Raw genomic sequence first — 12,992 nt, forward strand, 5'->3', positions numbered from 1 at the left:
AGGGCCTGTTCCTCCTGGTAGATCCAGGGGAACAGGCCCTTTCTGCTTCTTGCTGGAGGATCGCGCAGCAACAAGACAGCAACAGATGCGCGAGGAGCAGACACGCAGCTGCCTTTGCCACGCCCCTTCGGCCGGGCGGAGCGAGCACACCGGTCGTGTCGCCGTCACACGAAGATCGACCGCTCCGGCGCCGGCAGGCGTAGCCACGAGCCCGAACAGCCGCGGGCGCGCCCTCTGCCCCAGACCGTTCATCGCCCCGCATCCACGCTCGCGCCGCCCTCGATGCGAGGCCCGACCTCGACGGCATCACTCACCCGCGAGTTCGGAGGACAGGGGCAGGGTCAAGTTGTCCACGGAAGCGGGTCAGGCTCCCGTGTGCATCGGCCCCAGCCGGGCGGACAGATCCGGAACACGACACCACGGCACCGGAGATGCCAGTCGATCCACCGACTACGCAGCCTTGGCAGCGCCGTCCACCCGCGCCACCGAGATGCCTCGCTCCCCACAGGCCCGCGCAAGTTGGACGACAACCTCGTCCACCGCCTCGTCGGGAAGGCGCAGATAGAGCCGCCGATGAGGGCTCTGCGCCTCCCGAAGCTTCAGCCAACGAAACTCAGCTCCCAAGCCATGCTGCCTGACCACATACTCGAGGCGATGTCCTGGCGATACCGTGATCGACAGCCGCCCACCCGGCAAGGTGCAGACGCGAAGTCTGAGGTCGTCGCCCTTCCTGTCGAGGACGAGCATCGGCAAGAGCCGCGACGCCTGAGCGAGCGTCGCGACAGCGTGAGCAACCATGACCAGACCACTGATCGCGCCCGCTGCTCCCAGAACCCTGAAATAGACCGGGCCCCCAACAAGTCGCTCGGCCGGCGCTTCCGGATTCGCGACGTAAAAGATCCCCGCGAGCAGCCCGCAGATGCCGAACGCCAAGAGCATCCAGCCCTGGGTCAGCAACTCCCTGGCAACCCATGGCACACGTGATCTGATCGCGACCCTCGCGCCGCGTTTGCTCATCCGCTCCACCGCCCGTCCGACACGGCCGTACTGCCTGGTAACGCGTTCACCATAGGCCCCCGCCGCCGAACCGTCGTCGAGCCATCTGTTCCGAAGGTGATGGAACAGCCACGGAGCCTGGCCCAGCAGCGCGAGTCGTGCCACCGACGCACCCACTCCGTCGGCCACGCGGCCGCCCGCGGCTCGTCTCAGCAGGGACTGCCCCTACTCGCGGAGGGGCGGCGGCACGAGGAATTGGGGCTTTCCCAGAAACCACAGGCTCGCAAACACGACGATTCCCACCGGTGCAAGAGCGATAGAAACGAGGCCCGCCACCCCATTGATGTCGGCGATATCAGGCGAGGCCTCACCGCGTGCATATCCAAGGATCAACGGGAAGGCTGCACCAGCAGCGCACAGCACCACCGGCGCGAGAGTGAACACTACTTGCGGATAGGCGCGAGACGCGCGCCGACCCCAACCCTCACCGAAGCCATCCACCAGGCGCTCCCGGTAACTGGTCCAGTAGCGCGAGTCGTGCCACCGGCGTGCCCAAAGAACGACGACCCAGCACCACCCAGCGAACATCAGCACCGACGCACCGAGCACGACGATTGCCTCTACTTGCCCCACAGTTTCTGACCTTCCGTTCAGGACTCGGGCGTGGCGTTCGGAGCGCACCGCCGATGCACCGATGGGACTGCTCCCGCGGAGGCGCGTCCCGCGAACTCCACTTCACAGCCACCTGACGATGCCCCTGTTGCCGACCGCCTGAGAGGCTAGCCCTGCCGTCGCGCCGCCCGCCACCCCCACAAGCGTTCCAATGGCGAGGACGAGGATGCCGGCGCCGATCGAAGCGCTCGCCATCGTCTCCGGCCGGCGCTCATGGCAGTCGCATCTGACGGAAGCAGGCCAGACGCCGCGCGCCCCACCGCACCCCAACCGTGACGCGACCGAAACACTTCCGAAACGGTCCGTTCCGTATGGTCGGGCCATGGCACCCGCACCGCACGCGGCGACCCCCGCCGGCCGCCCCACCGACGAGGAGCTCAGCCGCCGCATCCTCGACGTCGGCCTCGACCTGCTGCACGAGCACGGCTACGCCGCGCTGCGCGTCGAGCACGTGGCCAAGGCCGCGGGATGCGGCAAGGCCGCGATCTACCGCCGCCACGCCGACAAGGCCGCCCTGGTCGCGGCCATCGTGCTCGCCCACGTCGAGGTCGGCGAATGCCCCGACACCGGCTCGGTGCGCGACGACCTCCTCGAGCATGCGCTCCAGAACCAGCGCAACCAGGAGGGCAAGGGGGTCGCCGCCGGCCGCGCGATGTCCGCGATCCTCGAGCCCGAGGTCTTCGCCCTGATCTGGGACTCCCTCTTCCTGGTCCGCCGCCGCCATGGCGAGCGGATCCTCGACCGCGCCATCACCCGCGGCGAGCTCCCCTCCGACGTCGACCCCGACGTCATCCTCGATGCGGTCTCCGGGCTCACCCTGCTCCGGCACGCGATCGAGGGCGTCCGCGTCGAGCCGCGCCAGTACCTGGCGCTGATCGACGCGCTCCTCGCCTCCCCGCCCCGACTGCTCCACGCCTCCGAAGGAACGGACTGACATGACCACCGCCCCCGCGACCGGCTCGATGCGACGGCTCTCGCCGCGCGTCGTCGTCGGCTTCCTCCTGCTCTGCGAGCTCGCCTCGGGCTTCGCCCAGGGCTTCTACCCGCCGCTGCTCGGCGAGATCGCCGACCACATGCGCGTGAGCGACGCCGACATCACCTGGTTCCTCACGGTCCAGACGCTCGGCGCCGCCGTGTGCGTGCCGCTGCTGTCGCGCCTCGGCGACGTGTTCGGCCACCGCCGGATCCTCCGCATCGCCGTCGTCGCGGTCATCGTCGGCGGCCTCCTCACCGCCTTCGCCCCCAACTACGAGACGATGCTGGTCGGCCGCCTCCTCACGGCCCCCGAGGCGGCGTGGCTCCCCCTCGAGATCGCGCTGATCCACAACCGCATCAAGGGCGACACCGCGCGCAGCTCGATCGGGCTGCTGGTGTCCTTCCTCACGGGAGGCCTCATCCTCGGCACCGTCGCGAGCGGCCTCATCGCCGGCGCCATGCCGTCGCTCACCGCCACGCTGCTCGTCCCCGTCGTGTTCGGCCTGGTCGCCGTCTACGCCGCGTTCTTCAAGGTCCCCGAGTCCACCGAGCGCACCCGCGTCCGCATCGACGGCATCGGCTTCGCGGGCATCGGCATCGCGATGATCGCCCTGCTTTTCGGCCTCCACCTGGCCTCCGACGCCGGATTCGGCGCACCCTCGACGCTCATCACCCTGGCGGTCGCCGTCGCGATCTTCGTCGCGTGGGTCGCCTGGGAGCGCCGCTCCGAGTCCCCCGCGATCGACGTGCGCATGGTCGTCTCGCCCAAGCTCGGACCCGCCTACCTCGCCTCCTTCCTGTTCGGCATGGTGCTGTTCGGCACGCAGACCCCGATCACGACCTTCCTCGCGGCCGACCCGGCCGAGGTCGGCTACGGCTTCGCTGCGGCGCCCGGCACGGTCTCGGCCATCATGGGCCTGCTCATGATCATGGCCACCGTCGGCGCGGGCGCGTTCGCCCCCATCGCGCGGCGGATCGGCATGCGCGCCGTCCTGATCGCCGGTGCCGCGCTCGCCGCGGGCGCCTGGGCCTTCCAGATCGCGATGCACTCGGCCATGTGGCACATGTACCTCTTCGCGCTCGTCGGCGGCATCGGCATGGGCCTCCTCATGGGCGCGCTCCCCGCGCTCATCGCCGAGGCGGCGCCGAGCGACCAGACGGGCATCGCGGCCGGCATCTACAACTCGCTGCGCACGCTCGGCGGCGCCGCCGCAGGAGCCGTGTTCGCGGTCCTCCTGACGGCCTTCACCCCCGTCGGGGAGCTCGCGTCGTCGGTGGGCGGCTACGTGGCCATCTGGACCTTCTCCGCGGTCGCCTTCGTGGTCGTGGCGATCGCGCTGGGAACGATGCGCATCGCCGACGGCGAGGCGGTCGCCGGAGAGGCCGATACCGACACCCACGAGCTGGAGGGCGCGACCCGATGACCGTCACCGATCAGCCGCTCCCGGCACCCGACTTCGCCGCCGACGCCGCCGCGGTCCTTCCCGACCTGGTCGCCCTGCGCCGCGCGCTCCACGCCGACCCCGAGCTGGGTCTCGACCTGCCGCGCACCCAGGCGAAGGTGCTCGCCGCCCTCGAGGGCCTGCCGCTCGAGATCACCACGGGCACGGCCACCACCTCGGTGGTCGCTGTGCTCCGCGGCGCCCTGCCCGGCCCCACCGTGCTCCTCCGCGGCGACATGGACGCCCTGCCGCTCGACGAGGCGACGGGCCTCGACTACGCCTCGACCAACGGCGCGATGCATGCGTGCGGTCACGACCTCCACACCGCGGGGCTCGTGGGCGCGGCGCGGCTCCTCGCGGCGCATCGTGACACGCTCGCCGGCTCGGTCATCTTCATGTTCCAGCCCGGCGAGGAGGGCGACGGCGGCGCGAAGGTCATGATCGACGAGGGGCTCCTCGACGCCGCCGGGGACAGGCCCGTCGGCGCCTACGCGATCCACATGGCACCGGGTCCGCGGGGCGTGTTCGGAACCCGCCCGGGTCCGGTTATGGCGGGAGCGGCCACGCTGCATGTCACGGTGAACGGCCGCGGCGGCCACGGCTCGCAGCCTCAGCACGCGCTCGATCCCGTCCCGGCGGCGGCCGAGACCGTGCTCGCGCTCCAGAGCTTCGTCACGCGAAGCTTCGACGCGTTCGACCCGGTGGTGCTCACCGTGACCCGCATGAGCACCGGCGAGGGCGCCATCAACGTGATCCCCGAGCAGGTCGAGCTCGGCGCGACGGTCCGCTTCATGTCCGCCGCGTCGCTCGCGACGCTCAAGGAGGGGCTTCCCCGCGTGGCCGAGGGCGTCGCGACCACGCACGGCCTCACCGCGGACGTCCGCTTCGAGGAGTACTACCCGGCCACGGTGAACGATGCCGCCGAGACGGCGTTCACGGTCGAGACGCTGGCCGGTGTCTTCGGCGAGCAGAGGATCATGACGATGCCGGCGCCGGTCATGGGCTCGGAGGACTTCTCCTTCGTGCTCGACGAGGTGCCGGGCACGTTCCTCATGCTCATGGCCTCCCCGCCGGACATCGACCCGGCCACCGCCGAGTTCAACCACTCGCCGCGCGTGCTCTTCGACGATGCGGTGCTGGGCGACCAGGCCGCGGCGCTGGCGACGCTCGCGTTCGCGCGCACCGCGCGAGGCTAGACGCGCTCAAGGTGACGGGGGCCCGGCGATCCATCGCCGGGCCCTCGTCGCCTCTCAGCACTCGCGAGCGGGGCGCTCGATGCGGAGCCGAGGCGCCTCCGCATCGTCCGGCGGGACGAGCACGTCGAAACGCCCCTCTCCCTCGAGCCGGACGACCGCGAGACCCGCGCGCGACGGCGGGCCCTCGTCAAGCCTCATCACCGCCTGCTCGGCGCCGCCGTCCCTGCTCATGAGATTGACCGCATGGCAGGGACTCGGCAGCTCCAGCAGCTCGGCCTCGGCGCCGCCGTCGAAGGTCAGGACCTGGTGCGAGACGACGGTCACCGTCGCGCCGTCGATGCGCAGCACCACGTCCGCACCGACGGGACAGAACATGCGAGTGACGCCCGGGATCGCCGAGAAGGACCCCGGCCTGCTCAGCTCCGCGATGCTCAAGCGCCACGGGGAGAGATCGGGCGCATGACGCGCGCTGTCCTCGAACGAGACGAGCTCGGTGGTGAAGCCGGCGCCGTTGAACCACGGGACGCGCGTCCGCGCGGCGAAGGTGCGGGCGAGGGCGGGAGGCGTCTCGGTCATGGCGACGATCCTCGCAGCCCCGTCGAGACGCCGGACGATGCGCATCGTCCCCGCCCTCCGGCGCGTCGGCGCCGGTACGCTCCGAAGCAACGACGATGCGGAACGGAGCGCGCATGACGGACGGCACCTCGCGGATCCCGTTGCGTGAACGCGCGCAGACCTCGATCGAGCTCACCGCGACGGGGCTCGGCGCCGTGGCCTTCACCGTGGTCGCCGCGGCCGCGCTGCCGGTGTTCGGGCTGGATCCCGCGCCGATCGCAGGGCCGGGCTCTCTCGGGCAGTACGCGGCCCTCGCCTCGGCCGTCGCGGCGATGCTGGCCTTCGCCGCCGGGCGCTACATGCTCCACACGCAGGGCCGCCCGCGCATCGCCGGCGCGCTCGATGTGATCGACGTGGTGGCGCTCGCCTTCGCGCACGGCATCATCGCGCTGCTGAGCTGGACGCTCACGGCGGTGATCCTGTCCGACGCGTTCATCGGCGCGACCGTGTTCTGGCTGCCGATCCTCGCGCTCAGCGGCGCGACGGCGGCCGTGTCCGCCTACGTGGCCTTCCTCTCGGCGGCGCATATGGAGGCGCAGCTGCTCGCGATCGTGCTCGCGGTGTTCCTGGTCCTGGGCGTGCTCGCCAGCATGCTCACCACGAGCGATCCGGACTGGTGGAAGATCCACCTCAGCACGCTCGGCGTCTCGCACGATGTCTCGGCGCTCGCCTTCAACCTCACGCTCGTCGTCGCCGGCGTCCTGGTGACCATCCTCGCGCGCGCCGCGACGCGGGACGTGCCCACCGCGACGGCGCATGGCGTCGCACGGGTGCGGCTCTCGCTCATCATCGTCGGGGTGTTCCTCGGGCTCGTCGGGGTGTTCCACGTCGACACTCACTTCTGGATCCACACCTTCGTCGCGAGCGGCATGGCCGTCGCGTTCGGCGTGCTGACCTTCCGCCTCCACGCGTGGGTGCCGGGGATCTCGCGGGCCTTCCTCCCCGTCGGGTGGGGCTTCGTCGCGGTGATCGTGATCCAGGCGACGTTCTTCGCGATCGGTTACTGGTCGCTCACGGCGGTCGAGCTGGTCGCCGGGGTGCTGGTCTTCACCTGGATCATCCTGTTCCTGCGCCAGGTCGGGGCGCTGCAGGCCGATACCCCGGCCTGAGCGGTCGCCCCGCGGCACCGCCCCGCGGCCCACCTCGGCACCGCGCCGCGGCCCGTGGCACCCTGGCAGGGAAGCCCGGGAGAGCGATGGCGGACGATGCGCGCACACGTCGCCGGCGCGGGCGCGCCTGGGCCGGCGGCGCGAGCCGCGCGGTCGCGAGCCTTGCGACCCTCGAGTCGTTCCCGGGCGCGCGGTGGCAGATCGCGCTCCAGGCGGCGGTGTCGATCGCCACGCCTGTCGCGGTGGGTCTCGCGGCGGGGCGCCCCGAGCTGGGCCTCATCGCCTCGACGGGAGGCTTCACGGCGCTCTACGCGTCGTGGCGGCCGCCCGTCGACCGGGTCAGGCTGCTGCCGCTCGTCGCGCTCGTGCTCACCGGCTGCGCCGCGTTGGGCACCGTCACCGGGCCGTCGCCTCTCGCCACGAGCATCGGCCTGGTGGTCGTCTCGGTGGGCGTCGCGGCGCTCGGCTACGGCTACTCGCTGGGGCCGCCGGGCCCGCTGTTCCCCCTCCTCGCGTTCGGGCTCGCGGCGCACGTCAGCGAGATCGAGGACGGCGCGCGCATCGAGGAGGCTCCCGCGGTGATCGGCGCGATCGCCGCCGGCAGCGCGTTCGCATGCCTCGTCGCAGGCGCGCGGCTGCTGCGGAAGCGGCATCGGCGGGCGCGCGCCGCGTCCCTGCGCGAGCTGCTGCCCGGCCCGACCTGAGATCCGGTCGCGCGCGAGCTGCTGCTGCGCGCGACCATCGTCGCGGTCGCGGCGACCACCGTGAGCTACCTCGCGATCGACCCCGCACGCGCCTACTGGACGGTGGGGGCGGGGCTCGCGGTGATCGGCGCGCATCCGGGCCGCGGCCGCGCGGCGCGGCGCGGGATCCATCGCATCGTCGGCACCGCCGTCGGCGCTGCCCTGTACGTCGCGGTCGCGGGGTGGGTGACGCTGCCGCCGTGGGTCCTGGTGCTGCTCATCGGCGCCCTGCAGTTCTGCGCGCAGATGCTGGTGGTGCGCAACTACGCGCTCGCGCTCGTCTTCATCACGCCGACGGTCCTCATCATCGTCGGCGCGGCGCGCGGCGAGGATCCGACCATCGTGGTGGTGATGGAACGGGTGATCGACACCGTCGCCGGCGGCTTGCTCGGCGCCGCGACCGGGCTGGTGCATCGACGGCGCTGACGGCGTCGCGACGGCTCGACACCGCGAGGTCTACCCTGGCCCGATGGCACCGCACCGCATCTTCGGCATGACCTTCGCGAGCATCTACCCGCACTACGTCGCGAAGGTCGAGCGCAAGGGGCACACCGTCGAGGAGCTCCACACCGTCATCACGTGGCTCACGGGCTACGACGAGGCCGGGATCGCGCAGACGCTCGCCGACGAGCGCACCATGGAGGACTTCTTCGCGCAGGCCCCCGCGATGAACCCGCACACGGGCCTCATCACCGGCGTCATCTGCGGCGTCCGGGTCGAGGAGATCGAGGACCCGCTCATGCAGCAGATCCGCTGGATGGACAAGCTGGTCGACGAGGTCGCGCGCGGCAAGAAGATGACGTCGATCCTGCGCGCGCCCGCCGCCTAACCTCCGCGGGCCATCGCCGCTGCTGCCGCTGCTGCTGCCGCCTGATCCTCGACGTCGCCGAGCTCGATCCCGTCGACGACTATGGAGCTCGGCGCGTCGAAGTCGAACGAGTAGATCTGGGCGAACGCCAGCGACGCCGTCACCGTGCCCGCCGGGAGGCCTCCCGGGAAGACGATGGTGCCGCTCTGCACCTGTCCCGGAGCGATGGTGTCGTTCCACGTGCTGCGGAACGAGTCCGCCTCGAGCGTGGCGCCGCCCGCCGCGCTCAGGGTCGCGGACCGGTACAGGGGGATCGTGATCGACTCGGTGAGCCCGTTGCTCACCGTCACCCCGACGCGCGTGAAGTCCGCGGTCTCCTCGACCTCGTCGACCGTGACCACGACGCCCGCCGCGGACTCCTCCACGGCCCCGCCCGCGAGCCGGTCCACGCCGGGCTGGTTCCCGCTGAAGTACCCGCTCACCTTCGCCACGCCGTAGGTGATCCCCGCCACCACCGCGCCGACCGCCACGAGCACCACGAGCACCAGCAGCGCCGTCGCCGGCCCGCTGCGGGACGGGCGCGGCGCGGGCGGCGGCGCCGCGGCGACGGGCGGCATCCCTGTGCCGGGAGGCGCGGACGATGCGGTGGTCGGCGGCGGCGTCGTACCCGCGGGCGGAGCGGTCGCAGGTGGGGCTGCCGGGGGCGGCGCCTGGGCGCCGCGCTTGCGCGACAGCGACTCCCGCACCGCCTCGATGAGGACGCCCGCCATCGCGGTGAGCGGCGCGGCGAGCCAGACGCCCGTGCCCGTCCGATCGGTGAGGAACTGGATCGCGACGCCCACCGCGAGCGTGACGAGGCTGATGAGACCCGCGACCAGCACCAGCCGACCGAGGCTCACCTTCGAACCGCCCGTCGCCGGCGCCGGGGTTGCGACAGGCGCGGACGGAGCCTGAGCCACGGGCGCGGGCGCGGGCCGCTCCGCGCTCACCGGCGGCATCACGCCCGTCTCATCCGCCGCGGCCGTGCCGTCCTCGAAGCGCAGCGCCACCGAGCCGAGCACCACCTCGTCCCCGGCGGCGAGCTCATGCACGCCGACCAGGCGTGCGCCGTTGACCCACGTGCCGTTGGTCGATCCCGCGTCCTGGAGCCGCACCCCGCCGGGATCGCGGATCACCACCGCATGGCGGCGGCTGACGCCGTCCTCGTCGAGGACGATGCCGGAGGCGGCCTCGCGGCCGACGCGCTGGGCGCCCTCGCGGACCGGGATGCGCTGACCGGCCGCCTGGCCGCGCAGCACCACGAAGGCCGGTACGGGGGTCCACAGCTCGGGCGACATGACTGACCTCGGGGCAGGCGAATCGGCGGCGTTGCCCGCCAGCCTACGCCGTCGCCCCTGGTGGACCAGGGGCGAACGTTCTCACGCGGACTCGGACAACCGGTCGAGCAGGAAGTCCCGCACCCCCGTCACCGCGGTCGGACTCGGGTGGTGCGTGAGGGTCGAGTGCGGGCGCTTCACCTCCGGCGGCCCGTCCGTGAGCTCGAAGCGCCGCATGCGCCCGGTGCCGAGCAGCCGCTCGGCCGCCCGCAGCTTCGCCGCAGGCGAGTGGGAGTCCCCGACGTAGCGGTACCCCTGAACCCGCAGCCCTGACCGGTCCGCGAGCGCCTCGCGATCCTCAGCGGACAGCCCGAGCGCACCCGGAAGCGGCGGCGCCGCCGGCTCCCCCACCACCGCGGCGGCGACCTGGGGGTCGGCCGCGAGCGCGAGCGCGAAGCCGCCGGTGAGACACAGCCCGATCACCCCGTACGGGCGGCCCGCCTCGCCCACGACCTCGCGGGCGAAGCCGCGCAGCCACGGCACCGACCGGCTTACGCCGTCGCGCGCCAGCAGGTGCATCTCCGTGCTCACGCACAGACCGACTGCGGCGCGCAAAGAGGAGCGGCACGTCATCGGGACGAAGTCCTCCCCGAAGAGCGAGGGGACGTACACGCGGAAGTCCTGCGCGAGCGCGTCGGCGTAGCCCTGCAGCTCGGGCGTGATGCCAGGGAACTCGTGGAGCAGCAGCACCGCAGGCGCCACCTCGTCACCACGCGCGTAGTAGACGTGCGCGGCCCCGTCGCGCTCGTACGAGCGCTCCCGCCAGGCGTCGTGCGGCATCGTGCCCCCTCCCCGCCCTTGCAGAGTACGTCGGCGCGTCTACCGACCACGAGGGGTACCGATTGCACGAGCCCGGGAGCCGGACGCACACTGATGCGATCGGCATCGCGCGAGCGCGAAGGGGGTCCGCGATGCATCCTCGGGCAGGGACGGAGTCGCGCCGCCGACAGGCCGGTCTCGCGGCCGTGATCCTGTGCGCGGTGCTCGCACTCGGGGCCTGCACGGGCGGCGACAGCACATCTGCGGCCTCCGATGAGCCGGCGCGGCTGACCCTCGCGGAGAGGACCTGCGCCACGCTGGCGGCGCTCGGAGGCGACACCGATGCGGCCGAGCGGACCGAGCAGCTCCTGATCGCGCAAGGCCGCAGCAAGCGTCAGGCGGCGTCGCTGGTGCAGAGCTGCCTGGTCGCGACCGCCGAGGCGACCGGGGAAGACATCCCCACCACCACGAGCCCGCAGGACCTCGGCACCCTGTGGGAGCGGCTCGACGCGCGGGTGCTCTCCGCGCTCGCCCCGATCGGGATGTTCGTGCTCATCGGCACGCTCGCCATCGTGCTCCTCGCCCGCCTGCTGGCCCTCACCTTCCTCATGCGAGACCTGCCCTCGCGCCCTGGCACACGTCGCGCGAGCGCGATCGTGGGTGGAGCGCTCGCCGTGCTCGCCCCGCTCGCCATCGCGATGCGTGCGCTCTGGATCGTGCGCGACGACGGTCCGGGCGGGATCCTCATCGGCGAGTCGCCGTGGTCCTTCGCGTGGCACGCGCTGGCCTCCCCGACCGGGCCGTGGTGCCTCCTGCTGGGAGCGGCGGGCGCGGGCATCGTGCTGCTCGGCTACAGCTTCGCGACGCGGCTCGCGGTGACGATCACGGTGACGGGCGACACCACCGGCGATCACCTCGACTCCGTCCGGATCATGACCGCGCTCGACGCCATGGCCGGACGCACGACGAGCGGCCTCGAGTACCCCGTCGGCACCGACGTCACCAGCGCGACCGCCGCGATCAAGGACCTGTCCGGGAACTCCGCGGTCGCCGCGGCGCAGGCCCTGGTGGCCGCGATCTTCGGCGGCGCGCCCTGGACGGTCACGGTCGACAACGAGAACGCCTCGGCGGCGTCGCTGACCATCGCGCGGAACGGCCGCGTCCGCGCCGCGCGCCGCATCGTCGCCGGCGGTGCGGGACCGCTCGCCGGCGCGACACGAGCACCCGTGGCGGACCGCCTCGCGGGGCTCGTCGCCGCTCACCTGCTCACCACGCTCCGGCAGCGCTACCGGTCGGAGCTCGGTCGGGGGCTGCACGGCGCGCGCGATCCCGACTCGATCGCGCTGCACTGGGTCGCGACGTCCTGGTACCCGGTGCAGCCGGGCGGAAGCCACGAGGGCATCGGCCTCCTCGAGCGCGCCACGCTGCTCGATCCGGGCAACCGCGCCGCCAAGGCCACGCTCGACAACTACGAGTACCGGATGGGGACGGTCGCGACACGCCCGCATGCGACCTACCGCGACAAGGTGCGGGAGGCGCTCGACGAGGAGTGCGACGAGCTCAGCGTGGGCCCGGTGCGCGCGTGGCTGAGCTGGACGGTCCACCTGCGGTTCGGGCGGCACCGGCCCTCGACCCCGCAGCTGCGCCGGGTCCTGTGGACGTGGGCCAAGCGGGACGCGCTGCTGCTGCGGCTCCTGCAGTCGTACCAGGCGGTGATGATGAACCTCATCGCCGAGGCTCGCGTCGCGGGCGCGGCTCCCGACGTGCTCGACGAGCTCCTGCAGGAGTCGGAGCGCTACTCGCGCGCGCTCGCGATCCTCACGCGGGTCGCGCACAGGCGCGATCCCACGGCGCTCACGGCGCGGCGGTCGATGCTCAACCTCGTGGCCGCGCTCAAGCGCACCCCGACCGATCAGAGACCCAAGGACCTGCCGCGGCGCGAACGTCGGGCATGGGACGAGGCGACGGAGCGCGCGAAGGATGCGGACGGCGCGACCCGTCGGATGCTCGCCGAGGAGGCCGTGCTCGCCAAGCGCGGCCGGTTCCAGGACGATGCCGCAGCCGCCTACTCCCTCGCGTGCCACCGCGCGCTGCAGGGGTGGTGGGCACCCGCTCCCGCCGCGTCGCTCACGGAGCCCCCGCCTCGGCCCACCAGCGTCCTCGAGCTGCTCACCAGCGCGTTCCGCGACCCCGAGATCGGCGCATGGGCATGGAGCGATCCGGAGCTCGAGGTGGTCCGCCGCGACCACCGCGAGTGGCTCGAGGAGCTCGCCGGGCCCGAGCCCTCCTGACGCGGCGGCG

Annotated in this window: 13 protein-coding genes; 8 read left to right on the forward strand and 5 right to left on the reverse strand. The window is 72.5% G+C overall.

Going from position 1 to position 12,992, the window contains the following annotated elements; all coding sequences use genetic code 11:
• Positions 1–450: 450 nt before the first annotated feature.
• Positions 451–1,161, reverse strand: coding sequence for a hypothetical protein (locus TR42_RS04435; RefSeq protein WP_143058899.1), 711 nt, complete (start codon positions 1,159–1,161; stop codon positions 451–453).
• A 60-nt stretch (positions 1,162–1,221) separates the two neighbouring features.
• Entirely contained in the window at positions 1,222–1,605 is a 384-nt protein-coding gene (locus tag TR42_RS14735; RefSeq protein ID WP_074789177.1) for a hypothetical protein, read from the reverse strand.
• Positions 1,606–1,990: 385 nt separating this feature from the next.
• Between TR42_RS14735 and TR42_RS04440 the strand changes: the two genes are divergently transcribed.
• From TR42_RS04440 to TR42_RS04450, 3 genes are read left to right on the forward strand one after another with little or no spacing between them, the layout of a single operon-like run.
• A complete protein-coding gene (locus tag TR42_RS04440; protein ID WP_052405578.1) occupies positions 1,991–2,602 on the forward strand; it encodes a TetR-like C-terminal domain-containing protein in 612 nt (203 codons plus the stop codon).
• A 1-nt stretch (position 2,603) separates the two neighbouring features.
• On the forward strand, positions 2,604–4,067 hold the full coding sequence (locus TR42_RS04445) for an MFS transporter (protein WP_052405579.1): 1,464 nt from the start codon (positions 2,604–2,606) through the stop codon (positions 4,065–4,067).
• The gene (locus TR42_RS04450) at positions 4,064–5,281 is read left to right on the forward strand and encodes a M20 metallopeptidase family protein (RefSeq protein WP_042213383.1); all 1,218 of its coding nucleotides are present in this window, start codon (positions 4,064–4,066) and stop codon (positions 5,279–5,281) included. The genes TR42_RS04445 and TR42_RS04450 overlap by 4 nt, the downstream gene beginning before the upstream one ends.
• A 54-nt stretch (positions 5,282–5,335) precedes the next feature.
• Here the strand turns inward: TR42_RS04450 and TR42_RS14115 are convergent, their stop codons facing one another.
• A complete protein-coding gene (locus tag TR42_RS14115; RefSeq protein WP_052405580.1) occupies positions 5,336–5,857 on the reverse strand; it encodes a HutD family protein in 522 nt (173 codons plus the stop codon).
• A 113-nt stretch (positions 5,858–5,970) separates the two neighbouring features.
• Here TR42_RS14115 and TR42_RS04460 point away from each other — a divergent pair, with 113 nt between their 5' ends.
• The 4 genes from TR42_RS04460 (at position 5,971) to TR42_RS04470 (ending at position 8,577) form a co-directional block, all read left to right on the forward strand.
• Complete coding sequence (locus TR42_RS04460; protein ID WP_042213384.1) at positions 5,971–7,005, forward strand: DUF998 domain-containing protein; 1,035 nt, start codon at positions 5,971–5,973, stop codon at positions 7,003–7,005.
• Between the two features lie 86 nt (positions 7,006–7,091).
• Positions 7,092–7,709: a hypothetical protein gene (locus TR42_RS14120; protein WP_052405581.1), complete on the forward strand. Its 618-nt coding sequence runs from the start codon at positions 7,092–7,094 to the stop codon at positions 7,707–7,709.
• Positions 7,710–7,769: 60 nt separating this feature from the next.
• Positions 7,770–8,174: an FUSC family protein gene (locus TR42_RS14125; protein ID WP_052405582.1), complete on the forward strand. Its 405-nt coding sequence runs from the start codon at positions 7,770–7,772 to the stop codon at positions 8,172–8,174.
• A 43-nt stretch (positions 8,175–8,217) separates the two neighbouring features.
• Complete coding sequence (locus tag TR42_RS04470) at positions 8,218–8,577, forward strand: DUF2200 domain-containing protein (RefSeq protein WP_042213386.1); 360 nt, start codon at positions 8,218–8,220, stop codon at positions 8,575–8,577.
• Here TR42_RS04470 and TR42_RS14130 read toward each other — a convergent pair.
• Together TR42_RS14130 and TR42_RS04480 are read right to left on the reverse strand one after the other, a co-directional pair.
• Positions 8,574–9,893, reverse strand: coding sequence for an FHA domain-containing protein (locus tag TR42_RS14130; RefSeq protein WP_052405583.1), 1,320 nt, complete (start codon positions 9,891–9,893; stop codon positions 8,574–8,576). The genes TR42_RS04470 and TR42_RS14130 overlap by 4 nt on opposite strands.
• Before the next feature lie 81 nt (positions 9,894–9,974).
• Positions 9,975–10,712: a dienelactone hydrolase family protein gene (locus tag TR42_RS04480; protein WP_042213387.1), complete on the reverse strand. Its 738-nt coding sequence runs from the start codon at positions 10,710–10,712 to the stop codon at positions 9,975–9,977.
• Positions 10,713–10,843: 131 nt separating this feature from the next.
• Here TR42_RS04480 and TR42_RS04485 point away from each other — a divergent pair, with 131 nt between their 5' ends.
• Positions 10,844–12,982, forward strand: coding sequence for a hypothetical protein (locus tag TR42_RS04485; protein ID WP_143058898.1), 2,139 nt, complete (start codon positions 10,844–10,846; stop codon positions 12,980–12,982).
• Positions 12,983–12,992: the final 10 nt, after the last annotated feature.

The organism is Demequina mangrovi, assembly GCF_000759715.1.
GTDB classification, from domain to species: domain Bacteria; phylum Actinomycetota; class Actinomycetes; order Actinomycetales; family Demequinaceae; genus Demequina; species Demequina mangrovi.

Bases quoted from the DNA above. Each gene is read 5' to 3' on its own strand.
- TR42_RS04440 (WP_052405578.1), top strand. From the start codon at position 1,991: ATGGCACCCGCACCGCACGCGGCGACCCCCGCCGGCCGCCCCACCGAC.
- TR42_RS04445 (WP_052405579.1), top strand. From the start codon at position 2,604: ATGACCACCGCCCCCGCGACCGGCTCGATGCGACGGCTCTCGCCGCGC.
- TR42_RS04450 (WP_042213383.1), top strand. From the start codon at position 4,064: ATGACCGTCACCGATCAGCCGCTCCCGGCACCCGACTTCGCCGCCGAC.
- TR42_RS14115 (WP_052405580.1), bottom strand. From the start codon at position 5,857: ATGACCGAGACGCCTCCCGCCCTCGCCCGCACCTTCGCCGCGCGGACG.
- TR42_RS04460 (WP_042213384.1), top strand. From the start codon at position 5,971: ATGACGGACGGCACCTCGCGGATCCCGTTGCGTGAACGCGCGCAGACC.
- TR42_RS14120 (WP_052405581.1), top strand. From the start codon at position 7,092: ATGGCGGACGATGCGCGCACACGTCGCCGGCGCGGGCGCGCCTGGGCC.
- TR42_RS04470 (WP_042213386.1), top strand. From the start codon at position 8,218: ATGGCACCGCACCGCATCTTCGGCATGACCTTCGCGAGCATCTACCCG.
- TR42_RS14130 (WP_052405583.1), bottom strand. From the start codon at position 9,893: ATGTCGCCCGAGCTGTGGACCCCCGTACCGGCCTTCGTGGTGCTGCGC.
- TR42_RS04480 (WP_042213387.1), bottom strand. From the start codon at position 10,712: ATGCCGCACGACGCCTGGCGGGAGCGCTCGTACGAGCGCGACGGGGCC.
- TR42_RS04485 (WP_143058898.1), top strand. From the start codon at position 10,844: ATGCATCCTCGGGCAGGGACGGAGTCGCGCCGCCGACAGGCCGGTCTC.